The sequence below is a fragment of the Gimesia chilikensis genome (assembly GCF_008329715.1).
Taxonomy (GTDB): Bacteria; Planctomycetota; Planctomycetia; order Planctomycetales; family Planctomycetaceae; genus Gimesia; species Gimesia chilikensis.
The window spans coordinates 93,418-117,903 of sequence record NZ_VTSR01000012.1; the positions used below are offsets into that span (position 1 = coordinate 93,418).

Below are 24,486 nucleotides of genomic sequence, written 5' to 3' on the forward strand. Positions count from 1 at the left end.
GTGAACTGTGATTTCCTGCTCGCTGCGCTCGGCCCGAATGGCATTCGGCCACCCTTTGTTAACTGTTCCCTTGGGAATATGAATCCAATTGGTCGTCACCAGGCGGGCAGACACATGGGTCTGCCCCTACTTTTCATCTCGACTCTTTACTCAGACGCCAAAGACTTCTTCGAGGGCGGAGCGCATCACCCGGGGATCGGGGTCTACGCCGGTCCAGAGCTGGAAACCGATCACGCCCTGGTTAACGAGCATGCCCAGTCCGTCGAGGGTGGTGCAGCCGGCTTTCGCGGCTTCGCGGAGCAGGTGGGTCTCGGGAGGATTAGGAATCACGTCCGAGACAATCATGTTCGATTTGAGAGAAGCGAAGTCGAGCGGGAAGACGGCGTCGACATCGGGAAAGAGACCGATCGAAGTGGCGTTGATGACAACGTCCACATCGTCCGCGAGGGTATAGTTGCCATCCCATTTCGTGAACGTGGTGGGAACGCGGGTCTTTTCCTGCAGCAGCTGCGCGAGCGCTTCGCCACGCTCGGTACTGCGGTTGACGATCGTGATTTCGGCTGCTCCTGCGAGGGCGGTTTCCACGCCGATCGCGCGGGCCGCGCCGCCGGCACCAAACATCACGATCTTTTTACCGGCCGGGTCAGTCACTTCTTTTAACGACTGCACGAAACCTTTGCCGTCGGTGTTCTCGCCCAGTAGCTGATCGTCTTTGCGGACGATGCAGTTCACGGCCCCCATCATCGCGGCGGCATCGCTGATACCATCGAGGTACTGGATGACTTCGACTTTATGTGGGATCGTCAGATTCGCGCCGCGGAAGCCCATCGCCCGTAGACCGCCGACGGCCTGGGCCAGTTTTTCGGGAGCCACTTCAATTGTCAGGTACCGCCATTCCAGACCACAGGCATTGTAAGCTGCTTCCATCATGCACTGCGTGGGGTTCTCTGCGACCGGTTGTCCGAACACACACGTCAGTTCCTGTTTGAAGTTGAGCGGCTGATTCATGTCGTGCTTTCTCCCTGTGGGGTCTGTTGGTCGCGAAGAAAAGGGGCTCCGTTCAGGCTGCGGATTCGTGCCAACCCAGGGCATCAAAGATCCGCTTGCAGGCCTGCGAACGGTTCAACACGTAGAAGTGCATGCCCGGAACACCCGCATCGATTAACTCCTGGCACTGTGTGATGGCGTATTCCACGCCGATCTCAAACTGGGCCTCCAGGTCATCCTGAGCGGCTTCGAGCCGGTCCACGAGCTCGGCAGGGAACTCGGAACTGCACATCGACATGATCCGCTGGATCCGCCGGTATTCGGTAATCGGCATGATGCCGGGGATGATTGGACGGTCAATGCCTGCCTGGGCACAACGTTCCTGGAAACGATAGAAGTGCTGGTTGTTGAAGAAGAGCTGGGTGTAGATCGCATCCGCGCCTGCATCCACTTTACGTTTGAGGTTTTCCAGGTCAGCCTGCGGAGTCAGTGCCTCGGGGTGCACTTCGGGGTAGCCGGCGACACCGATGCCCATCTCGGGGAAATTCTCACGAATGAGGGTGACGAGTTCGCTGGCATACTTCAGACCACCGTCTGCGGGAATGAAAGTTTCTTCCCCCTTGGGTGGATCCCCACGGAGTGCCATGATGTTACCGATGCCTGCCTCGCTGGCTTCCTTCAGCCAGTCAACCAGCTGCTCCCGCGTGGAACCGACACAGGTGAAGTGGGCCGTCGCGGTCGAGTGCAGGTCTTTCTGAATGGTATCGCAGAGTTCGATGGTTCGCTTGCTGGTAGATCCGCCCGCGCCATAAGTACAGGAGACGAAAGCAGGTTTGTAACGAACCAGTTCCTCCAGTGTACGAAACAACTCTGCATCGCCACTTTCACTTTTGGGAGGGAAAATTTCTACAGAGAGACCGAAGGTTCCCGAACGATAAATTTCGCTGATTCGCATTATCTTTTCTTGTCTCGAAGGGGTGAGGCGAACTCGGTACGAGTTTATACCACGAAGTTACGACTCGCGTAGTGTATAAATTATGGGTTTTGCCGGTCAACAAATCTGCATTTTCTATTGCCAGTCCGGCTGGATTTACCTATCTTGCAATCAACGCAGAGACCATTCTACCTGACTATTTGCCAACTCCTGAAACAGCGGCCTGAAAGGCAGACTGTGATCGCAATCTGAGATGGGAGCGAGAGGCACTCAACCAGAGGTGGCCCGTTTCTGAGCAGGGTCGCGTCTCTGGCCGAAATCGATGAAACCCGCTGAGATTCATCGTCAATTAATTGGTCTGCTTAAGTAAAGCAACTATAATAACATGATTCAAGTCGGTTTCCGCTTGAAGATGAATCAAATTTCCCCTTTTCCAACTGAATCAACAAGGATTGAGAATGTCCACCGAAACCAACCCGTTGCCGTATAAAGTGAAGGATTACAGCGAAGAAGAATTCCAGAAACTCGCTGCCTGGGGTCGCAAGGAAATCGAGCTGGCAGAAACGGAAATGCCAGGTTTGATGGCACTGCGGGAAAAGTACGGAAAAGATCAGCCTCTGAAAGGAGCCCGGATCGCCGGCTGTCTGCACATGACCATTCAGACCGCTGTGCTGATCGAAACTCTGACCGCACTGGGCGCTGAAGTCCGCTGGTCCAGCTGTAACATTTTCTCCACACAGGATCACGCTGCTGCAGCGATCGCTGCCACCGGTGTTCCCGTCTTCGCCTGGAAAGGGATGAACGAAGAGGAATTCGACTGGTGTATCGAGCAGACCCTTTTCTGGCCGGACGGCGAAGGTCTGAACATGATCCTCGACGACGGCGGCGACCTGACCGTGATGGTTCACGAGAAGTACCCCGAACTGCTGAAGAACATCAAAGGTCTGACCGAAGAGACCACCACCGGCGTACACCGCCTGCACCAGATGTTCGAGCAGGGCAAACTGGGTGTTCCCGCCATCAACGTCAATGACTCTGTCACCAAGAGCAAGTTCGACAACCTCTACGGTTGCCGGGAATCGCTGGCTGACGGTATCAAACGGGCTACCGACATCATGATCGCCGGCAAGGTCGTTGTTGTCTGTGGTTACGGTGATGTGGGTAAAGGCTGTGCCGACGCGATGAAAGGCCTGGGCGCCCGCGTGCTGATCACCGAAATCGATCCGATCTGTGCTCTGCAGGCTGCCATGGAAGGTTACGAAGTTACCACCATGGAAGATGCAGCCAGCCGCGGCGACATCTTTGTGACCTCCACCGGCTGCTGCGACGTCATCCGGGGCGATCACATGGACCAGATGAAGAACGAAGCCATCGTCTGCAACATCGGTCACTTCGATTCTGAAATTCAGGTCGCCTACCTGAAGAACCGCAGCGATATCGAGCAGATCGAAATTAAGCCACAGGTCGACAAGTTCGTCTACCCCGACGGCAAAGCGATCATCGTGCTGGCCGAAGGTCGTCTGGTCAACCTGGGTTGTGCCACCGGCCACCCCTCGTTCGTGATGTCCAACAGCTTCACTAACCAGGTGATCGGCCAGATCGAACTCTGGAACAACGAAGACCAGTACGAAATCGGCGTCTACATGCTGCCTAAGCAGCTGGACGAAGAAGTTGCCCGTCTGCACCTGGAGAAACTGGGCGTGAAACTGTCCAAACTCACAGACGCACAGGCTGAATATCTTGGTATTCCAGTAGAAGGCCCTTACAAGCCGGACTACTACCGCTACTAAGAGTTACACGGCTTTAATTGAATCAGGACCTCCGAATCGCTGCGACAGAGATTCGGAGGTCTTTTTATGCGCCGCATCAAAGTCTGATTGTCACATCAGAAGCCAGTTTCTATAATCCGGGAACGGTCTGGCGTTGAGGGATCACTGCCGGACCGTTCCGCTTTCATTCCTGAGACGGGATGTGCTCTGCATGCTGTTTTTTCGATTACACCAATAGAGAAAGATTCTCCCATGACACAAGCCTCATCGCGCCGTGACTTTCTAAAACAGACCGCCGCCTTTTCGACAGGACTGGCCGTCTCCGGCTGGGCCGGTTCCCTGCTGGCCAACACCGCATTGAACCAGCCTCTGTTTAAGATCTCCCTGGCTCAATGGTCGCTGCACCGGGCTCTGCGGGGGGGCAAACTGGACAACCTCGATTTTGCCAAAGTCACCAAAGAAGAGTTCGGTATCAATGCGGTCGAGTACGTGAACCAGTTCTTCAAAGATAAAGCAGAAGACAAGAAATACCTGGCGGAAATGAACAAGCGGGCCGCCGACGTGGGCGTTAAGAACGTGCTGATCATGATCGACGGGGAAGGTGCACTCGGTGATCCCGATGCCAAAAAACGGACCCAGGCGATTGAGAATCACCACAAGTGGGTCACTGCTGCCAAGACTCTGGGCTGTCACTCCATCCGTGTGAATGCCCGCAGCAATGGCAGCTACGAAGAACAGCAGAAGCTGGCCGCCGATGGCCTGCGTCGTCTGACGGAATTCGCCAAAAAGTACGACATCAACGTTCTGGTGGAAAACCACGGCGGATTGTCATCCAACGGTGCCTGGCTGGCCGGTGTGATGAAGATGGTCAACATGCCCGAATGTGGCACGTTGCCCGACTTCGGCAACTTCGTACTCGATCGTAAAACCGGCGAGCAGTACGATCGCTATAAAGGCGTTAAAGAACTGATGCCTTATGCCAAAGCCGTCAGTGCCAAAACACACGACTTTGATAAAGATGGCAACGAGATCAACACCGACTATGTGAAGATGATGCAGATCGTTCTGGACGCCGGCTATCACGGATACGTGGGCATCGAGTATGAAGGCAAGAAACTCGATGAGTACGCGGGCATCAAAGCCAGCAAGAAGCTGCTGCTCAAAGTTCGCGAAGAGCTGACTCCCGAGGAAACTGCTGATCCCTGCTGTGGGCAGGAAGGGTACTATGTACCGCAGCGTCGTCGCATGTTCCGTCGGCGTCTGTTCCGCAGATAAGCGGAATCCGGACAGTCTGTCTACATAAAAAAACGCCCCAGTGTCCTGATGACAGCTGGGGCGTTTTCGATTTCGTGATGACTACGATGCGCGGTGAACTTTGGAGACATCGCGGTCGGAGAGAATCTCGCGTGCGACATCGGTGACAAAGTTGTCTGCGCCCAGCCATTTTTCCTTCTTCGGTGCGGGAGCACCCACGTTCATACCGACGCCCGGTTTCCAGAGGGCAGGGAGGGTATGCTTAATGGCTGACATGTAAGTCGTAAATACCGGGTACTTCGTATCGGGATTGTCCTGCTGATAGTTGTCCATTTTTTCAACCAGCTTGTTGTGGGCAATCTTGGGATGCCGGTGATGCGGCCCGTGAACGAAGATGTCAAAGTTAATGTAAGTGCAGATCCGGGTGATCAGACCATTGCCGATCACGGTCCGGGTGCCTAGCAGCGGATCGTAGCTCTTCATTCCCAGGTGCTCGGTGAATTTGCGGAAGGTCTGAATCACACTGGCCACCCAGTGAGGAATGACCCAGGCTACGATGAACGGACGCCAGAGCGAGAACCAGGCAATGGTTCCCAGGACGGCAGCCCAGAACACAGCCATCGCCGCGTATTCCAGACGCATGGTGCGAATGACTTTAGGGTTTTTCACCGGAGTATTTTTGCTGAAACAGAGCCGACTGTAGACGAAAGGTGACGTGAAGAACCCAAAGGGGAATTCCAGCCAGCAGAAGATGCGTCGGAATGTAAGTGAAGTTGTAGGATCGGAATACGGCCATAATTCCCAGTCACCGGGCTTATTCAGATAAGCGTGATGACGGATATGGGCTTCCCGATAAGCGGTATATGAGACCAACAGTCCGGTGCCGATCGCGCGACCCAGCCAGACGCTGACCCAGGTTTTACCACAGATTCCCTGGTGAGATGTTTCATGGAAACAGCTCGACCAGCAGAACATGCTGTAGGCAGCAATGATCGTCCAGCCGACCTGGAAGTACCAGGCAGGGGAGGGCCATTGGAATGCCAGCGCCATGATCGCGATGGATCCGAACAGTGAGTGTGAAAAACGGGGAGTTGTCGATTTTGTTTCGAGATCTTCGATCTCTTTAGCAGTGAAAAGAGTCACTGACATCGCACGTACCTCCTGGTTGTGCTCAGACTTTCAAAACGGTTCGTTTAAATACGTATCGGAAAGTTGAGCTTGTGCCACATCAGGTGAGTTGCAACTTTTAGACCAGATAATCAGGAGCTGCAGCAGTTTTTACCCAGCCTGCTTATCTTTCCGACACATTAAGGATATGTCGCGAAAGAACGTGTTGCATAAAAGAATCACCAGACAAATGGCACAACCTGGATAACATTGATAAATTGTATCGATTAGATAATTTATATCAGTTACCCCAGGCGCTGACCAGAAAAATTTTGCAAATCGGACCAGAAATGTATTCCGGCGTTCACTTCTTTTTCTGTTCTGGCAGGTAGAGGTAGGTCTTGGGGAAGAGTTTTTGTGTCATCAGTACAGTTTTAGACTGACCGCCATTCCAGATATCCCACTTAGGATCGGCATAGCGGGCGAAAAACTGATCGAGCTGCTGTTTCAACGCGTCTTTTTTCTGCTTGTACTGGACGTCATCGATCAGGTTATTATGTTCTTTGGGATCCTGGGTCAGGTGATAGAGTTCGTTGGGTGATTCGTGATATCGTTCGATGAGCTTCCACTCTGGTGTCCGAACGGCCCGCACGTTTTCGAATTCATAGAAGACTCCTTCCTTCCAGGGAATCTGTTTCCCCTTGAGTACGGGTGCAAAATTGCGTCCGGGGCGGGCTGGCTTGGCCGGAATTTTATCCGCGAGACCGAGGTAGTTGAGCAGAGTCGGATATACATCGTAATTGGCGACCATCATCTTCTGCCGGGCTCCCTCCACGATCTGTCCAGGCTGAGAGAAGATCAGCGGAATCGTCAGCGTCCAGTCAAAGGCCGTTAAGGGGCGGGTATGATCGCCCATGCCCCAGTAGCCACTATGGCCGCCGGAAAGCCCCTGGTCGGCTGTGAAAATAACCAGCGTATTTTCACGGAGACCAAGCTCTTTGAGTGTCTGCATGATTTGCCCGACACCATCATCCACGCCTGAGACTTCCGCGGCATATTTACGAATGATGCCAAGGTCTCCGATCCAGTCTCCGTAGTTGAAGTTCCAGGGCTGCGCTTTTTCACGCGGGAAGGAGGGGAAGGTCAGCTGTTCGTATTCTTCCTTGAAGCGGTTTTTAATCGGCTCTTTCATCGCGGAACCCAGTCCATAGGGGCCGTTGTACGCCAGGAACAGGAAGAAAGGTTTATCCTGATTCTGTTTGATGAACTTGATGCCGTGCTGCGTCCAGAGATCGGTCAGGTAGGTCGGTTCTTTGTGAATCTTCTCGTCTTCGATCACTTCCTGATCATAGAATCCGGAACTTGCGCCATGGGGCTTGGTGATCCAGTAAGAAAAACCTTCCTGGGGGTAGAGGTTATCTCCCAGATGCCATTTGCCCGAGAGTCCACAGACATAGCCGGCGTCATGCAGGATCTGGGGAATCGTCTGAAATTCCTCCAGTGTATTGTAGGAATCGGGACCGGTCTGGATGCGTGGCCTGAGATAACAGTGCACGCCATGCTGACAAGGCATCAGTCCGGTAAGGAAGGTTGCCCGCGTAGGCGAACAGACCGCGTTGTTGGCGAAGGCCCGCGTAAACAGCGTGCCTTCCTGAGCCAGCTGATCAATGTGCGGCGTTTTGATGTCTTTGTTGCCGTAACAACCCAGTGTCCATTCCCCGTGATTGTCGGTCATGATGATCACGACGTTGGGGCGTTTCTGTTCTGCCGCCTGCAGGCAACCGGCACTTACCAGCGCGACCACAGCGATCAGACAATGCACGACAGAAGTAATACAGAAGCGTGACATGAGCAGAACCTTCCGGGATGAAAACAGAAAAACGCTGCCAGGTTGAGCTCTTTCAGCATGCCGCATTCGATTCTGTTTTGCAAGGCGCCTGCCTGGTGGCGACCGATTTCAGAGGATCTGTCGACCAGCGTCGCATCAATAATGCGGCGGCTTCTCCTGGAGGGGATCCCGACCTTCGTCCTCCTCTTCGAGCGTCCCGATGCGGTTATCCAGTAACTTCATGGATCGACTCAGCTTGTCCAACACATCATTCTGATGCAGGATCGCCGTGTTCAATTGCTCAACATCGTGCTGCAGGTGCATCAGCACTGATTCAATCTGGTTCAGGCGGGAAGAGACTTCTTCCAGGGGAGAAGCTGATTCACTCATGGGACTTTGATCTTTCGGGAAAGCGGCTTTTCAGCAGGGTCCAGCCGGTTATGATGTAGGGAGATTTTATTCGCACACGGTCCACTTTGAAACAGGCTCAGGTCAGATTCATCATGATTCCCGTATTTCGACTTCGCTTGCTGACGTTGTCCCTTCTGTTCACGCTGTTTCAGGCCTTGCCTGCAGAGGCAGCTCAGCAGCGGTTTGAGGTCCAGTTTACGGAGGCCGTCCATCCACAGCCGTTTACGGGCCGCGTCTATCTGTTCTTCACCCGCTCCGGTCGTGAGCCCCGGCTGGGTCCTTCGTGGTTTAATCCGGAGTCCTTCGTGGCGCGGGATGTTACCAACTGGAAGCCGGGCGAGCGGCTTGAATTTTCTGCCGAGACTCCCGGTCTGCTCTCTTATCCAGACCCGTATGCGGACATGAATCTGAACGGTTATCAGGTGCAGGCGGTCGCACGTTTCAATGCAGGAGAGCCGAAGATAGGCACCGGTCCGGGCAACGGCTATAGCCAGGTTCTCAATGTGCCCTCCGTGGTCTCGACTCAGCCGCCGCTGTTAACCATCGATTCACTGGTACCCGCGAAACCGTTTCCCGAAACCCGCTGGAGTAAACAGATCCGGGTTCGTTCTGGACTGCTTTCGAAATTTCATGGTCGCGAGACATTTCTGGAAGCCTCGGTCTTACTGCCACAAAGTTATTACAGCCAGCCGCAGCGGAAATATCCCGCCATCTATTCCATCCCCGGGTTTGGCGGCGATCACATGCGGGGAATCCGGAATGAACCGATTACCGAACAGAATGAGCAGGGGGTTGAGTTTCTGCGGGTGCAGTTGAATCCCCAGTGCCAGTGGGGCCATCACGTGTTTGCCGATTCGGCCACCAATGGTCCGGTGGGCAAAGCCTTCACGACTGAGTTCCTGCCGGCACTGGAAAAGTCTTTCCGGGCGATCCCTCATCCTTGGGCGCGGTTCCTCACCGGTCATTCCTCGGGAGGCTGGTCTTCGCTATGGCTGCAGGTTACTTATCCCGATCAGTTTGGCGGAACCTGGAGTACCGCTCCCGACCCGGTCGACTTTCGCGACTTTCAGCTGATCAATATCTACGAAACGGACAGCAACGTCTATCGTGATGCGAATGGCCGACCACGGCCATTGGGGCGTCGCGGCGGGAAACCGATCCTCTGGTTTGAACCATTCGCGAAAATGGAACAGGTGCTCGGTTACGGCGGTCAGCTAAGAAGCTTTGAAGCTGTCTTTTCCCCGCGTGGCGCTGACGGCAGGCCACTGAAACTGTATGACCGGGAGACGGGAAAGATCGATCCCCGGGTTGCCGAAACCTGGAAAGCATATGATATTCGACTGATCCTGGAGGAAAACTGGGAAAATCTGGGCCCGCAACTGGCGGGTAAGATCCATGTCTTCATGGGTGAGGAAGATACGTTTTACCTGACGGGAGCCGCGGTGCTGCTCAAACACTCGCTCGATAAACTGAATCAGCAAGTTGACGCGCAGTCGGTTGTAGAAATTCATCCGGGTAAAGATCACTCGACGCTGATGACCCGGGAACTGGTGATGCGTATTCGCCGCGAGATGGTGCAGACGTTCCTCGCGCATCGGGCAGAGATCGAATCCGAGCTGAAAACAGAGTCCCGGTAAACCGGGCTTCGGTCAGCTGCCGATATAGCGGGCGTAGACCGTTTTAGCGACCGCGGGATCGTCGGTCCCTTTAATGATCGCGCGTCCGTCGCGGAACAGGCTGATTTCGTAGTCGGGGTTTTTCAGATTCAATCGCAGCAGATAAGGATTGAAGTCGACCTCACCGGAGTGCTTCAGTTTTTCTGCCAGATCTTCAAAGACAATCTTACCTTTATCGGCGGGAGCGACCTGTACGGCGTTACGACCACAGAGCCGCGTGGTACGTGAACCCTGTTCCCCTTTCAACCAGATGCGTTCCCCCTGGTGACAGGCTTTGCAGCCCGATTTTTCTCTGAGGTCCGCGACGCTCATCTGTCGATATGAGCCTTCCCAGATATCGACCACGGTGAGTACCGGTTTGATGAGATCTTCTTTCCCGGCGAGCAGCTTGATCGCATCGACGGCTTCCAGGGAAGCGATCACATTGACCGTGGGTCCCAGAATTCCCGCGGTGTCGCAGGTTTCGGTGCTGCCCGGTTCGGGAGCCGTATCGATCAGACAACGCAGGCAGGCGGTCTTACCGGGCAGAATGGTCATCGTCTGACCGGTACTGCCGATACAGCCGCAGTAGATCCAAGGGATGCCCAGTTCCAGTGAGACATCATTGATCAGATACCGGACTTCGAAGTTATCGGTGCCGTCCAGGATCAGGTCGACGTCTTTAGCGAGGGACAGGATATTGGTATGGTCGATGTCGGCGACAATCGGCTCGATGTTGACGGTGCTGTTGATCTTCTTCAGTTTTTCAGCAGCTGCGATTGCCTTGGGCAGTTTGGCTGCGACGTCCGACTCATCAAACAAAACCTGCCGCTGCAGGTTGCTGATCTCGACAAAATCGCGGTCGACAATTTTGATCTGTCCCACACCTGCACGAACCAGTGTTTCCGCGAGTACGGTTCCCAGCGCACCACATCCACATAACAAGACGCGGCCCTGCATCAGGTTCGTCTGCCCCGCTTCGCCCAGTTCAGAAAAGAGGACCTGACGACTGTAACGTTCCAATTCCGGTTTCATGCTTGCTGACTGCCCGTATGCTGAATGAAGTATTTCCTGAGTCCTTATTCTAGCATTCTATGCCGGGGAAAACAGGGGCGGCGGCAATCCTCCGGTGGTAAAACAACGAACCCCGCTACCTTCGCAGCGGGGTTCGTCTCTTCCTGCTTCAATTTTTCAACACGGTGCCTAGTCGACACTGATCTCCTGCAGCAGTGACACAAATTGTGGTTTGATCAACTGCTGGTCGGTTTCAGCCCAACCCTTGGAGGCGACGTTGACGGTGATCTTCGGTTTGATCCAGGTGGTCGGCCCCTTGGTTTTGACTTTGACGAACGGTGCAAACTGCTCCAGTCTGGGCAGTCGCTGCTGCCATTCTTCCAGAACGTCTGCTGGAATGTCGGTCGCGTTGAGCTTACCGGCATAGGTCAGTTTTTTATTAAACGAGGACGCCAGCAGGACTGTATCGATCCGTCCGTCAGACAGGGTCGTGTAACCGACCAGCAGACAGTCGAACTCGGGCAGTTTTCCTGTGGTCCCCTCTTCTTCGGGAAGCATTTCCTTGCCTGCTTCTTCGGTTCCACCAGCAAAGTCATTCAGCGCGTCTTCGAGGTTTTCAGCCCCATCACCCTCGTGCTGCTTAGCCTGATCAACGATGGTAGAGACGAGGTTCACGTTGGCGGTCTTACGCACTCCCCAGTCGTCAAACAGGGAATCGAATTCAAATCCACCTACAATCGCAAAGGCCCCGACGGTCAGTGTCAGTCCCCAGACCGCCATGTCGAGTTTCCAGGCTCCTTCGGGGAATCGGCTGATGGTCGGTCGCCAGATTTTGAACGGGTTCAGAACGATACTCAAGATCCCGAATTCTGCTGATTTGGAAACCGCATACAGATAGGCGATAAATTGTCCGATCAGGAACATCAGCGCTCCTGCACTCGCCTGGGTCAGAGTCCACAGGCAGAGTTCTGCCGGATTCTGGGTGAGGAACCGCCCTGCGATACTCAGTCCGATGGAACCGATGACTCCCAGTCCCAGGACCCAGGCCCATTCGGGAATCAACTCCCAGATGGTCTGCGGCTGAGGTTTTTGCTCGACGCCAGCCTGCAGATCGGGCTGTCCGACACATTTACCTAACGCGGGATAATAGCCGCATTTCGGACACCAGGAAGAGAGTCCCCAGGGTTCGTGCGTACCACATTCGGAGCAGGTTGGCTGTGAATGAGTCGCTTGAGACCCCTCCAGTAACTGATGCTGTTGCGAGTTCATATCTGATTCGGCCCTGTTTTCTGTTGGCGTAGATTGGCGGTAGATTGAGACAAATGGTTTCAGTCACCGTGAACTCTAGCTCACAAAAAACGACATCTGTGAAATTGGATATGTATAAAAAACATCGGTTCGGCGGAATTGGGTGGTTCAAATTCCACAGGACCTGAATAATCGTTGCAGTCCGACATCAGGTCATTCCCATCAGACGTAAAAAAACCGACGCCTTCGAAAAGACGCCGGTTTGATATTTCATACACCCTGTTTATGAAACAGGCGAATCTGCTTAGTTTACTTTCAGCAGTTCGATATCGAAGATGAGAACTTCGTTGGGTCCGATATCAGGTCCCGATCCCCGCTCGCCGTAAGCCAGATCACTGGGGATGAAGAGCTGCCATTTGTCGCCTTCTTTCATCAGCTGCAGTGCCTCTGTCCAGCCACCGATCACACCGTTAACGGGGAATGTTGCTGGCTGATTGCGCTTGTAAGAGCTGTCGAACTCGGTGCCGTCAATCAGGGTGCCTCGATAATGGGTTGTCACACGATCGTCGAGTTTCGGAGTTTTGCCGGAACCGGATTTGATCACTTTGTACTGCAGACCACTCTTAGTCGTTTTGACGCCTTCTTTCTTGGCGTTATCGGCCAGGAACTTCTTACCCTTGGCTACGTTTTCCTGTGCTGCTTTCTGCATTTTGGCCTGAGCGTCTTTCTGCAGCTGCTGCTGGAATGCGAGCAGGGTGGCCCGAATTTCGTCTTCGGTCATCTGTGGTTTCTGCTTGGTCATGGCATCCATGATGCCTTTTGCCAGAACCTGGGGATCCAGATCCAGGTTATCCCGCATGAGATTCTGACCGAGATTGTATCCAATACCGTAGCTGACTTTCTGCTTCTGATCTTTCAGCTGGGATTTTTCATTTTGAGCTTGCGCCAGAGACGCGCATCCGAAGAACGCAATACAGAGACAGGCAGTAAGATGCCATTTTGACATGAGTAAAACCTTTCGGTGAATAGTGAAAACGAAGATTTACAGGAGAGACCATACGGGTCGGCGAGATTCCGGACACACGCGAAATGCGCCCGGAATTAGCAGGAGTGTATTGCATGGTGTCCTCTCGCAGAGAGGAACTTGGACGAAATCAGATTCTCAATTATAGGAGAGACGCCCCGGAAGTGTCTACAATAAAGCATCCACGACCTGAAAAACAGGGGTTTCTCTCGTACTTCTCCGTTCAAATCAACCCAGGAGTCTAGCTCACGACTTTCTGGAAGCGGGTCACCGCTTCGTTGATATTATCCCGGCTGTTGAAAGCACTTAACCGGAAGTAACCTTCCCCGGAGGCACCAAAGCCGCTGCCCGGTGTTCCGACGAGGTGTGCTTTCTGGAGCAGTTCATCGAAAAAGTCCCAGCTGGTTGAATCGCCGGGGGTCTTGAGCCAGACATAAGGGGCGTTGACGCCGCCATAGACTGAGATGCCTACCGCTTCCAGACCTTCACGTAACAAACGTGCATTCTCGAGATAGAAGGAAATCAGTCCCTGGATCTGCTCTTTACCAGCATCAGAGTAAGCTGCTTCCGCACCCCGCTGGATGATGTAAGAAACACCGTTGAATTTGGTGCAATGTCGACGGTTCCAGAGGGGATGAATATCGGCAGTTTCTCCGGTCGATGTTTTCCCTTTCAATGACTTCGGGACGACGGTGAACGCACAACGGGTTCCAGTGAAGCCGGCGTTCTTACTGAAGCTGCGGAATTCGATCGCGACATCCCGAGCGCCTTCGATTTCATAAATCGAGTGTGGAATTTCCGGATCGGTAATGAATGCTTCATAGGCCGCATCGAACAGAATGATCGAGCCGTTTTCTTTCGCGTAATCAACCCACTTCTTGAGCGTTTCGCGAGTGGCGACGGTTCCGGTCGGATTGTTGGGATAGCAGAGGTAGATCAGATCGACGGGAGATTCGGGCAGTTCTGCCACGAAGTCGTTTTCCGCCGTCACGGGCAGATAGGTCAGACCTGCATAGCGTCCGCTGTCATCAGCGGCTCCGGTGCGGCCGGTCATCACGTTGGTATCGACATAGACGGGATACACGGGGTCCGTCACCGCGACCTTATTGTCGGCACCGAAGATGTCGAGGATGTTCCCCGTATCACACTTGGAACCGTCGGAGACGAAAATTTCATCTGCAGCGACATCGATGCCCCGAGAGTGAAAATCATTTTTGGCAATCGCTTCCCGCAGGAAGCCGTAACCCTGCTCAGGACCGTAGCCATGAAATGTTGTAGGGTCACCCATTTCGTCGACGGCTTTGTGCATGGCTTCGCGAATGGCGGCGGGCAGGGGTTCGGTCACATCGCCGATGCCCAGCTTGATCACGGCTGCATCCGGGTTTTCTTCGCAGAATTTATTGACGCGACGTCCGATTTCCGGAAAGAGATAACCCGCCTTGAGCTTCAGGTAGTGATCGTTAATCAAAGCCATGTTTACGCCTCAAATGTTCAAATGGTCCAAGTGAATCTGGTATTAAGCTTGATGCAAGCTGGTTTTAAATTTAGGAAACGCCGTTGTATTTTGAATTTGCCCGAATTGCAACCGAGGCACTCCGGATAGACCCTGTTTCTTGCAAAAGGTTCTCTCAGTCCGCCTGTGCGACCGGGCGGGGCAGGGTATTCAACCAGAAACGATCTCTCTGGGATTCGATCTCTTTTAAGCCTGTGTATTCACTGACTTTACGTTTGCCCGTCCAGCGATCTGCTGCGCCTTCGAACAGAATCCGCATGCGTGGCGTTCCCTCCGCTGCGGGTGACTGCTGTTCCAGTATGCGTCCCACTCCAATGGCGACCCCCAGCTGAAAGCGGGCCTGCGGATAAAGGGGCGCACCGAGTTCCGCCAGCGACCAGCGTTCTACCCGAACCCGGCACCAGGTGCTCAAAGGCTGGGGCGGATCGACGAACGGCTGCAGGGCAGCCGGGAGTTCCGCGCGGGCCTCTTCATCAATCAGCAGAACCACACGGTCGTGACGACTGGCATACAGTCCCCAGGCGGGCCAGTGATCAAAGTAGCCGGTCGGTTCTAACAGAGGCGCCAGGATAGCGAGCCAGACCAGCAGCAGGGGAACGCGTTCGATGCCCGGCACGCGCGCGGGGACCAGCCTCTCTGCCTGGAGCTGTGCATCGTCTTTGACGGCGCGGGGACGGTCCAGGGTCGGGTTCCGCGTGAACAGCAGCAGATCCTGGATGATGAAATAGACGTTCCAGATCAACACACCCTGGTAATGATTCAAACCCCAGGGACCGATCGCCAGCATCAGACAGACGTGCATCCCGATGGCTGCCACGAGCGCCGGCTTTCGGGTACGACGGAAAAACAGACCGGCGGCGACCAGCAGTTCTCCCACCGGAAACGTCGCGGCAATCCAGCCCAGCGTTTGCGGAGACCAGAAGGCCGTCGAGATTCCGATGGACGAAAACAGCCCTTCAGCGAGCTGACGACCGAGCGTCTGCACAAAACTGGCGTCGCACTTGGAGAGTGCCGAATAGACGTAGATACTGATCACGAACAGGCGCAACAACCGAATCGCCCGAGACGGAGTGAGCGACGTCAGCAGCAACAGCCCCAGTGCAAACTGGTAGGTCCAGGGCTGCAGGCGATGCTGATCGAAGAGCACTGAAACCGCGTACGCGACGAGAAACAACAGGCCACAAATCCGCTGCCAGTTCGCGCCGGGCTCTGGAGCCGGCTTGCGCAGACAGAGGGGCACGACAGAAAACAACAGCAGACACCCCGCGGTGGTCAGCATGATCGTCAGCGTCAACCAGTCGATGCCCGCGGGGAGTGCAGAAACCCACTCGAACAGTGGAATCTGGGGAAACCGCGTCTGTGGTGTCCAGAGCTGCCAGGTCGTCCCCAGCAGCAGCAGTGCGAAGAAGGCCAGGTTGGTTTTGAGTAATCGAAGCTGGAGCGTCTCACGAGACATGGATGAATTCACCGTTTTTTGACTCATTATAGCGACTGTCGGTGAATATACCGCGCCGGGAACAGGGCAATCAGAGAGAATGGACGGCTATTCCATCGAGCAGAGCACCGTACCTTCCACAGCCTGTTCTTCCATGACGACTTCCACTTTGGTTCCCGGCTCATAAGCTTCTTTTCGAATAATGGCCAGAGCCACGACGGGATACTTGCCGTAAGATTTCGCGGCAGAAGTAATCTTGCCGACTTCTTTCTGATTGTCTTTCACTGTCGCCATAACCGGAGTTCCGGGAGCAGGCACCCCGTCGCCCTCAAGGGCAATGATTCTCAGTTCCTGGTTGACGTGCCCCAGTGCATCGATGCGGGCGATCGGTTCCTGTCCCAGGTAGCAACCTTTCTTGAAGGAGATGGCCTGGCTGCTACGCCCCGCTTCCTGTGCCAGGTTTTCATCGGTCAGATCGATACCGGAGAGGGGAAAGCAACTTTCAATTCGCAGCGCTTCGAATGCTTCCTGACCGGCGGGCTTTGCCCCGGCTTCAATCAGCTGCTGCCAGAACGCGACGATTTTTTCGTGGAGCAGGCTACAGAGATACCCGGGCTGACCGAACCAGTCGACGCGGCGGACGGTGAGCTCGGCTTCACTGTCGGTTACTCGCTGCTGCTGATTGACGGCGAGTGCTGCGATGTTGAGTTTACTCAGGATGTGACCTGCCTCGGGACCGGTGAGATAGAGACAGCCGAATTCCGGCGAACGGACGATCTGTTCGACGTTTTCCATAATAATGTAACGATCCAGGTGCTCGGTGAGAGCAGCACTTTGACCGGGCGCGAGATCCAGCCAGAGTGAATCCCCCTGGTTAAACACCGTGATGTACCCCAGGATGCGACTCTGTACGTTAGTGACAAAGGCTTCACAGCCCTGGTCGACGGGCAGGTTCTTGATATCATTGGTACAGAAATTGTGCAGAAATTTCTGACGGTCGGCCCCCTTGAGTTCGACCTGCTCGCGATCACTTAAATCAAAGAGCACTGCCGATTCATGGCCTGTCTGATACTCCTGTTGGGGATCGCCGTAATGTGCCGGGTAAGGATACTCATGGTCCTTATCGGGAAAATGAGCACCGGCTGCTTCCTGGACGAGCTGAAAATGATTTAAGGGCATCTGATTATCCCATCGTGATGGAGAGTGGCGCGCTGTCACTCCAATTGACCTCTGTCATATGGAGACCGGCGCTGCTTGACACTCGGATTGTCTATGTTGTACGTCGTTGATTGGTTCAGGCGGGTTCTCTAATTTAATGCCTGCCTGTTTCCATTTTAATTCACAGACGCTGTTTTCCAAGGTGTGCAGCCGTTTTTAAACGGAACGATGTCGAATCAACGCAGCTCGGCTGATGTGCGCGGACCTTGAGCGATGCTGAGAAAACAGGTGAATCAGAAATAAGAAGCCGGCTTCAGTCGATCTTTTCAATTTTGAGATCGTCGACCTTCAGTGTTCCCGTGCCTCCGTTCAAACCTAACTGAATCACGGCTTCGCGGGCCTGGGGTGGCACGTTGATGGTCTTTTTCACCTGGTGCCAGTCGCGGCTGCCAATCCAGGGTCCGAGGTAGGCCTGCCCGATATTGCGACGAATCTTATCATAAAAATGAATGATCAGTCCGGGCTTCTGATAAGCCTTGGTTCCCTGTGCCGTATTCAGATAGCCGACCTGCATGCTGATTTCGAGACTCTTGATTTTGGAGCCGTCAATCGCCATCCCCTGCAGAATCTGTGAGAGCTGATCGCGGACGTCATTTTCAAACTGCAGATAGGATTTGCCTTCGGGTGCCTCATCCGTCATGCGTGAGACGCGGCGCTGATAGTGCCAGTTATCGACTTTCTGATCCTGGTTGGCATCGACTTCAAATGTGCCGTTGACGATTTCCGGATGCAGGGGATCCGGTTTGACTTCCCGATTGTCTTCCGAGCGTCCCGTCATGGGGACGAACAGGGTGGGAATCAGGCGTTTGTGTTTGAGCTGTCCCTTTTCTTTCTGGAACAGATGAAACACCTGCTGATACCTTTCACCGAGGGGAATCAGCAGTGTGCCCCCCTCTTTAAGCTGATCGATCAGCGGCTGGGGAACTTTTTCCGGCGAGCAGGTCACGATGATCTTGTCGAAGGGTGCCTCTTCCGGCCAGCCGAGATAACCATCACCGATCCGGGTGTGTACGTTATCGTAGCCGAGCTGTTTCAGTCGAACCGCCGCCTTCTTACCGAGACCCTCGACAATTTCAATCGTGTAGACATCCTTGACCAGTCCGGAGAGGACGGCTGCCTGAAATCCGCTGCCGGTACCGATTTCGAGCACCTTGTCGGTCGGCTGAGGATCGATGGTTTCGGTCATGTAGGCGACGATATAAGGGGGAGAAATCGTCTGTTTGTACCCGATAGGGAGCGCCAGATCCTGGTAGGCCAGATGTTTGAGATTCGAACTGACAAACTCGTGGCGGGGCACCTGCCGCATGGATGAGAGCACGCGCTGGTTTTTAATGCCTTCGCCCTCAATGTAACGCGTGACCATCTCGTTACGCTGGTTGCGGAAATATTCGTTGTTTTGCGAAAACGCGGGCTGGCAGAGCCCCAGCAAAGCGGTCAGGAAAAGCAGACTGAGCACATTTTTATTCAATCGCTGCATGAAATCTTCCTCTGGTCAGCGGAGAGGTTTAAATAGTGTTTATTTGTATGATAGTGATGAAATTATAGCAGTTTGGGGTATTTCACGTTAATGGCGATTTTTGATTTCAAAGCGGGATTGGACAGATTGGTTTATGATTTTCTGATTTCTATCCACACAATCAACAGAATCCGCTATCATCCGGCGGTGTGATAAACTTTTCAGGATTCTTAAGTGAATGGACTCCCGGAACATGCGACCGTTTTTCGTTGTACTGAGTATTGGATGTCTGTGGTGCCTGCCTGGATTGCAGGGCTGTAGTAGTGGTGATGCTTCCTCGAAAGCAGAGACGGCGAAAGCGGCTGTCAGCGAGGAATCGGAAAGCACCGCTGAAACTGCGCCAGAACCGGCTGAAGCAGAGTCGAAGACCGTCAGTGTCAGTGAACCCGTCGATCCTCAGGCCGAGGTCAAAGAGGCTTTCGAAAAGTTGCTCGCAATCCGTACCGAACCCGATCCCGATGAATGGCAGGCCGCCGACAAAAAACTGGTCGCCTTCGGTAAGACTGCCGTTCCCACACTAACGGAAGGGCTTACACACACCGATCCGGGTGCACGCGAACTGGCCAGTATGTATCTGGCGAGCCTGGGACCTGACGCGGAAGCGGCGGCCCCCGCTCTGGTGGAAGTTCTGTCGGATGAATCCCCCTTCACGCAGGTCAACGCTGCTTCAACCCTGACGCATTTTCCTAAACACCGCGACAAGGCCATTCCGGTTCTGATCGAGCTGACCCGGCACAGTGATCCCAATACGCGACTGACGGCCGTCTATTCGCTGGGAAATCTGGAAGAACACTCTACCGCGCAGGTAGAGGCCATCCAGGCGGCTTTGAATGATGAGAACAGCGACGTCCAACTGGCGGCCATTAAAGTTCTGGGCCAGATGGGGCAGCCGGCCAAAGCCTCGCTGACCGAACTTCAATCGCTGATCGATAATCAGAATACCAGCGACGATCTCCGCGAAGCAGCAGTGGCTTCTAAAGATCAAATCGAACAGGCGCAGAAATAAGCGCGGCGGCAGCCAGACTTTCTGCTGACCATTAAGCTTTCGACAACGCTCCCGGTCTGTCTCGCGCGCCGGTTGTAGCGGTTCCCGCAGTTGTAGTATCTCGCAAAGCGGGGATCTCTCCGGAAACTGCCCCGACGCTGACGATTTTCAGAGATCTTTCTTAATTCTGTTTGACTCCCGGGAAAGCTGACCTACTTTTACTGGCAGAGAGGGGGCAACAATCCTCTCGCCAACATGCGAACATCATTTTCCTCCGCTTCTTCATCGAAGCGAGGATCTACAGCGCGGCAAGGAAAGCTGGGAGCTTTGAGGGGACCTTGCCGCGCTTTTTATCTTAAACCATCTGTCTGGATGGTGCTGGATATCCAGGTCGCTTTTGCTGCTTTGTGAATCAACGAACGGCAAATTCGATCGGCACCCTCAGGCGGACTGTTATGGAAAAAGGTCATGGCAACCAGAAACAGGTTGCAGCGATCTCGCCGCACCGGAATCACACTTGTGGAATCGTTAGTCTCTGTGACCATCACAGTGATTGCCGGTACTGCTCTGTTCTCAGCCATCGGTGCTTCTCTGGGAGCCAGTTATTCGGCTCTGAATTCCAACATCGGCGCAGGTCTGGCAGATCAACTGCTGGAAGAGATGTCCGCCGTTCGATTCCCGACCTCCAGTGATTCCCGTCCCACCGCGACCGGAAACCGCAGTCAGTTCAATGATCTGGATGACTATCACAAATGGTCCTCCACGCCGCCGGAGAATAAGACCGGATATGCATTGGGCAGCGAGCCATTAACCGTATTGAGCGCCTACCCGATTGCCCGTCCCACACTGCTGAAACCCGACAGCGATTTTTTACAGCGACTTACGCGCGAAGTCACCGTGGAAAAAATTCGCCTGAACAGCAGCTCGGAATGGGAAGTAACAACCAGCGACACTGATTATCGGCGCGTAACCGTCACCATCAAACTGGCGATGCAGGCCGGTGCTCCTCGACAGACCATTAAGGAAACCACACGTATTTTCAGCTATGTACCACTATCACCCTGATCAACGCGAGAAACAAACACGCCGTGCGAGTGGCCACCATTCGGACTGCGTTTGCTGCTGCGCAGGCACTGCTTCACGCGCGGGGGGTTTTACACTGGTGGAACTGCTGATGGCCATGTCGATCTCGGCAATTCTGGTCATGGCACTTGCGGGAATCGTTACCGCCACTCAGTCCGCCTGGAGACACACGCAGGGAATAGAAGATTCGCAGGCCGAAATCACCGCATCCTTCGACCGGATGCGGATGATGATCTCGCAGGCTGGTATTTACCAGGTGAATGGCCAGGCTCCCGAAGTGGGGCTGGCTGTTGTGACCCGCGCCTGGAATTACATCGATGTCCCAGACATTCTGGTGGTCTGGTCCGGCGGACGGAACGGGGGGATCAGCCAGAATGGAACCTTAAACCGGCTGCCTCGGATGAACGAAATTTTGATTTACACTTCGGATCCCGCAGACGCACATCAGTTTGTCGAAATCGCGTTGCCCGATTCTTCGGCGGAGATCGACTTTAACAGTTCGTCGTTCGACAACACGATTCGCACAGCAATTCAATCCAGCCAGGCGGAGAAGGCGCTACTGAGCAAGCGGCTGAAGAACAGTCAGTACCTGCTCTCGGGAAGTCCGTGGGGACCAACGGCGTCGAATCTGATTTTCACGATTACCCGTACTCCCGATGATGCGAGTCTGCAGGCCACGACTCCCGGCACGAGTGCCTGGATGAATCTTTCCTGGCCTCAGGGCACTGTGAGTGCGACCAGCGGGCTGCGTCAGGTGACCGTGAATTATGAAATCCAGTTTGAGACCGCAGAACAGAACACGTTAACCGACATCAACTCGGAAACCGCATTACCGTTTTTTGGATCTTGTTCGAGGTTGTATGCGTACACACCATAAACTCCTGAAGGCCTGCCTGCGACAACATGGCTCGGTGCATCAGCACTGCCATGACCGCTCCAAGTGCGCGCCGCGATCTGGAGTTTCGCTGATCCTGGTGATGTTCGCCTTGAGCATGTCGCTGGTCTTAACATACTCATTCATTCAGACACAAAGCGTACAGACTCAAATCTCCGCGAATGGATCACGTCGCGACCTGGCACGGAATGCAGCACGGGCCGGCATTTCAGATGCCCTTAATCGACTGAATTCACTCGACTGGCAAGGCGTCAGCGATCAGTACGAGCGACCATTTCAAGCAGACGCGGATGGCGATTGCAGTTATGCGGTTTCTTTCGCCGCCGTCGGTAATTCGCTCAGTTCGGTACTCGAACTCAACGTCTCTTCGCGGGGGACCTGGACGTCTGCCGCCGATTCCAACATGAAATCAGAACACGAGATTACCGCCCGGGTTCGGCTGGTACCGCGAATTCAGGGACGGACGATTCTGCCGGGCGACTCTGAGGTGGCTTCTGACCAGATCAACAATGACGGCGACTTCGATCGCGTCACAGACTATGTGCTGTTCGCAGAGCAGGGTTACACGTCACTCAACTTCGATCCGGGCACTCGCTTCGACGGGAACATCTGGATCTACGATCAATACAACATGTTCTCCGACCCGGCCTGGAGCTCTTCTATTCGAGATACTTATCTGCAGGATGTGGGGAACCGGTTTGTCTCGTTTCCCGAGGGATCAACCAGCCTGTCCGACGCCCGGATCTCCACGCCCCACCCGATTGCGGGGAATGTCACTTTTTATAACTACCCCAATTACGCGGTCCGCGATGATCTGTCTGACCTGAAAGTGAACTGGTCGACGACAGGCGAGCGATTGACCATTCCCAGCACCGATTATGCCGCTTTCTCCTCGTACCGACTGTATGCAGGGGGGCCTCTATATCAGGCCGAACGGTTGGGTTCGACTCTGTATAACCGGACTTTGAAACCGACGGCCGACAACCCCCTGGGCATCTATTATCGCTCGGGAAATCTCAGCGTGTATGACAGCGTGACCATTCAGGGGACGCTGGTCTGTACGGGGAAAATCTATTTTTATGGCAAACAGATCCATCTGACCGCCTTTAACTGGAAAGACGATAGCGGAGACGCGATCGTGACGGATTCTCAACTCTGGCCCCAGTTACCCAGCATGGTCGCCCACGACATTGAGTTCGGACGTGAGTCGCAGACCACCGTCGAGGGTGCCACCGTCTGTCAGGGGAGTGTGAAAGGGGGGGGCGGCTCGCTCAGCTATCCTTCCGCACTCAATATCAGTCTGAGTGGTACGGCGACAGCGGCTCCCCAGGGCCAACCTTACAGCACGATTCAGTTGCAGGAATACAAAATTCTCAGCAGCCTGACAGCGAATGGCGACTATGCGATCTGGCTGGAAACAACGGGTACGGGGAACACGGGCACGACAGGCAGCTGGTATCCCATCGTTGGCTTTGACCACGGTCAGCAGCAGTTGACGGTTCGGGGAGAAATCGAACAGTCCACCCCCACCTCTTATCGCATTGAACGACACAAACGCAACCTGATTCAAATTCGTGGGCCGGTCTGTGCAGAAACCTATGACTTCTACCGGATCAACGAATGGGTGCTGTACAGCTCTCTGTGGAACGACCGGAAGAGCAACTGGAATTATACGAATTATCTGAGAAGTATTCTGGGAATGAGCGACATCGGTTTCAGTGAATGGCTGGAATACCCGGGTAACTTTGCCGGCTGGGACAGTTACTACCAGACCTACGGAATCAGCCTCGAACCTACGTTGCAGATCCAAAACCTGGTCGAACGGGAATACCGCTGGGAGCCTCCGCTGTTTCAACCCTACGACGGAGGCGATGCCAACCCGGAACTCGCCGGATATCGCTGGTCATTGATTGACTGGAACGAAACAAACTAAACGACAGAACCATGATTAACAGCCGACACCAACCAACCTGGGAACACAGCAGAGGGGCCTGCAGCATGCAGTGCACCCGACCGCGGATCCTGCGCACGGTACAGAATCAATGTGGACGGGCGGGCTTCACGCTGGTTGAACTGTTGATTGTGGTCGTACTGATTTCAATCCTGGCTTCGGTCTCGCTGCTTTCCATTGACTCAAGTACTTCGCATTCCCTGGAGACCACAGCGCGGATGCTGGTGGCTGACCTGCGGCTGGCGCGGAATCATGCCATTCAGTTCAACAGCGAATACACGGTGGAATTCGATCTCAATACGCAGACATACGAAATCGTACACAGCGGGGCAGGTACCGCACCTGTGCCGGAAAACAGCCTGGCGGGGTCAACCGCAGACAAAACGAAATACATACAATCCGTACAGAAAGATACTCTGAACCTGCCCGATCGGGTCGTCATCAGCCAGATCTATCTGAAGACCTCTGACACTGAAGTACGCGACCTGGCTTTTGGAGCAATGGGAGGCACCGGGCCGGGACGCAGCGAAGATACCATGCTTGTCATCTCCACGACTCGCAACGGGACCACCTTTTCCATCCCGATTACGGTCTCCTGGATTACAGGCCAGGCGTGGGCAGATGAAATACAGACCAACTGAAACTAGAGAAATACCTGA

At 54.2% G+C, this 24,486-nt stretch carries 20 protein-coding genes; 8 read left to right on the forward strand and 12 right to left on the reverse strand.

The features are described from left to right. Positions 1 to 150: 150 nt before the first annotated feature. Both aroE and metF read right to left on the reverse strand, forming a co-directional pair. Positions 151 to 1,008, reverse strand: a complete 858-nt coding sequence (gene aroE / locus FYZ48_RS17360; protein ID WP_149342626.1) for a shikimate dehydrogenase — start codon at positions 1,006 to 1,008, stop codon at positions 151 to 153. Between the two features lie 52 nt (positions 1,009 to 1,060). Beyond that, positions 1,061 to 1,942 (reverse strand): methylenetetrahydrofolate reductase [NAD(P)H], encoded by an 882-nt coding sequence (metF, locus tag FYZ48_RS17365; RefSeq protein WP_149342628.1) that lies wholly within the window; start codon positions 1,940 to 1,942, stop codon positions 1,061 to 1,063. 437 nt (positions 1,943 to 2,379) lie between these two features. On the opposite strand from metF, the gene ahcY reads away from it, so the two are divergent. Together ahcY and FYZ48_RS17375 are read left to right on the forward strand one after the other, a co-directional pair. Next, complete coding sequence (gene ahcY / locus FYZ48_RS17370) at positions 2,380 to 3,711, forward strand: adenosylhomocysteinase (protein ID WP_187782085.1); 1,332 nt, start codon at positions 2,380 to 2,382, stop codon at positions 3,709 to 3,711. A 231-nt stretch (positions 3,712 to 3,942) separates the two neighbouring features. After that, positions 3,943 to 4,965 carry a sugar phosphate isomerase/epimerase family protein gene (locus FYZ48_RS17375; protein ID WP_149342631.1) on the forward strand — a complete coding sequence of 341 codons (1,023 nt, stop codon included), beginning with the start codon at positions 3,943 to 3,945 and terminating at the stop codon, positions 4,963 to 4,965. Between the two features lie 81 nt (positions 4,966 to 5,046). Here the strand turns inward: FYZ48_RS17375 and FYZ48_RS17380 are convergent, their stop codons facing one another. From FYZ48_RS17380 to FYZ48_RS17390, 3 genes are all read right to left on the reverse strand, one after another. Next, complete coding sequence (locus tag FYZ48_RS17380) at positions 5,047 to 6,093, reverse strand: fatty acid desaturase family protein (protein ID WP_145045854.1); 1,047 nt, start codon at positions 6,091 to 6,093, stop codon at positions 5,047 to 5,049. A gap of 322 nt (positions 6,094 to 6,415) precedes the next feature. Then, a complete protein-coding gene (locus FYZ48_RS17385) occupies positions 6,416 to 7,900 on the reverse strand; it encodes a sulfatase family protein (RefSeq protein WP_187782086.1) in 1,485 nt (494 codons plus the stop codon). Positions 7,901 to 8,035: 135 nt separating this feature from the next. Then, a complete protein-coding gene (locus tag FYZ48_RS17390) occupies positions 8,036 to 8,269 on the reverse strand; it encodes a SlyX family protein (RefSeq protein ID WP_149342636.1) in 234 nt (77 codons plus the stop codon). 113 nt (positions 8,270 to 8,382) lie between these two features. Between FYZ48_RS17390 and FYZ48_RS17395 the strand changes: the two genes are divergently transcribed. Further along, on the forward strand, positions 8,383 to 9,927 hold the full coding sequence (locus tag FYZ48_RS17395; RefSeq protein ID WP_149342638.1) for an alpha/beta hydrolase-fold protein: 1,545 nt from the start codon (positions 8,383 to 8,385) through the stop codon (positions 9,925 to 9,927). A 12-nt stretch (positions 9,928 to 9,939) separates the two neighbouring features. On the opposite strand, the gene FYZ48_RS17400 is transcribed toward FYZ48_RS17395, so the two are convergent. The 7 genes from FYZ48_RS17400 to FYZ48_RS17430 form a co-directional block, all read right to left on the reverse strand. Further along, positions 9,940 to 10,980 (reverse strand): ThiF family adenylyltransferase, encoded by a 1,041-nt coding sequence (locus FYZ48_RS17400; RefSeq protein ID WP_149342640.1) that lies wholly within the window; start codon positions 10,978 to 10,980, stop codon positions 9,940 to 9,942. 168 nt (positions 10,981 to 11,148) lie between these two features. Next, positions 11,149 to 12,228, reverse strand: a complete 1,080-nt coding sequence (locus tag FYZ48_RS17405; RefSeq protein WP_149342642.1) for a hypothetical protein — start codon at positions 12,226 to 12,228, stop codon at positions 11,149 to 11,151. A gap of 283 nt (positions 12,229 to 12,511) precedes the next feature. Continuing rightward, a complete protein-coding gene (locus FYZ48_RS17410) occupies positions 12,512 to 13,213 on the reverse strand; it encodes an FKBP-type peptidyl-prolyl cis-trans isomerase (protein WP_149342645.1) in 702 nt (233 codons plus the stop codon). Between the two features lie 259 nt (positions 13,214 to 13,472). Beyond that, positions 13,473 to 14,705, reverse strand: a complete 1,233-nt coding sequence (locus FYZ48_RS17415; protein WP_149342647.1) for an LL-diaminopimelate aminotransferase — start codon at positions 14,703 to 14,705, stop codon at positions 13,473 to 13,475. 154 nt (positions 14,706 to 14,859) lie between these two features. After that, on the reverse strand, positions 14,860 to 16,200 hold the full coding sequence (locus tag FYZ48_RS17420; RefSeq protein WP_149342649.1) for a hypothetical protein: 1,341 nt from the start codon (positions 16,198 to 16,200) through the stop codon (positions 14,860 to 14,862). A gap of 87 nt (positions 16,201 to 16,287) precedes the next feature. Then, positions 16,288 to 17,358 carry a CAF17-like 4Fe-4S cluster assembly/insertion protein YgfZ gene (gene ygfZ, locus FYZ48_RS17425; RefSeq protein WP_149342651.1) on the reverse strand — a complete coding sequence of 357 codons (1,071 nt, stop codon included), beginning with the start codon at positions 17,356 to 17,358 and terminating at the stop codon, positions 16,288 to 16,290. 292 nt (positions 17,359 to 17,650) lie between these two features. Continuing rightward, positions 17,651 to 18,874, reverse strand: coding sequence for a protein-L-isoaspartate(D-aspartate) O-methyltransferase (locus FYZ48_RS17430; RefSeq protein WP_149342653.1), 1,224 nt, complete (start codon positions 18,872 to 18,874; stop codon positions 17,651 to 17,653). A 217-nt stretch (positions 18,875 to 19,091) separates the two neighbouring features. Between FYZ48_RS17430 and FYZ48_RS17435 the strand changes: the two genes are divergently transcribed. The 5 genes from FYZ48_RS17435 to FYZ48_RS17455 all read left to right on the forward strand — a co-directional run bounded on the left by FYZ48_RS17435 (position 19,092) and on the right by FYZ48_RS17455 (position 24,468). Next, complete coding sequence (locus FYZ48_RS17435) at positions 19,092 to 19,919, forward strand: HEAT repeat domain-containing protein (RefSeq protein WP_149342656.1); 828 nt, start codon at positions 19,092 to 19,094, stop codon at positions 19,917 to 19,919. Positions 19,920 to 20,366: 447 nt separating this feature from the next. After that, positions 20,367 to 20,963, forward strand: coding sequence for a type IV pilus modification PilV family protein (locus FYZ48_RS17440; RefSeq protein WP_149342658.1), 597 nt, complete (start codon positions 20,367 to 20,369; stop codon positions 20,961 to 20,963). Then, positions 20,944 to 21,858, forward strand: coding sequence for a prepilin-type N-terminal cleavage/methylation domain-containing protein (locus FYZ48_RS17445; RefSeq protein WP_149342660.1), 915 nt, complete (start codon positions 20,944 to 20,946; stop codon positions 21,856 to 21,858). Before FYZ48_RS17440 ends, FYZ48_RS17445 begins: the two co-directional genes overlap by 20 nt. Then, positions 21,842 to 23,809 (forward strand): hypothetical protein, encoded by a 1,968-nt coding sequence (locus FYZ48_RS17450; protein WP_149342662.1) that lies wholly within the window; start codon positions 21,842 to 21,844, stop codon positions 23,807 to 23,809. The genes FYZ48_RS17445 and FYZ48_RS17450 overlap by 17 nt, the downstream gene beginning before the upstream one ends. 65 nt (positions 23,810 to 23,874) lie before the next feature. Further along, the gene (locus FYZ48_RS17455; RefSeq protein WP_187782088.1) at positions 23,875 to 24,468 is read left to right on the forward strand and encodes a pilus assembly FimT family protein; all 594 of its coding nucleotides are present in this window, start codon (positions 23,875 to 23,877) and stop codon (positions 24,466 to 24,468) included. Positions 24,469 to 24,486 lie beyond the last annotated feature (18 nt).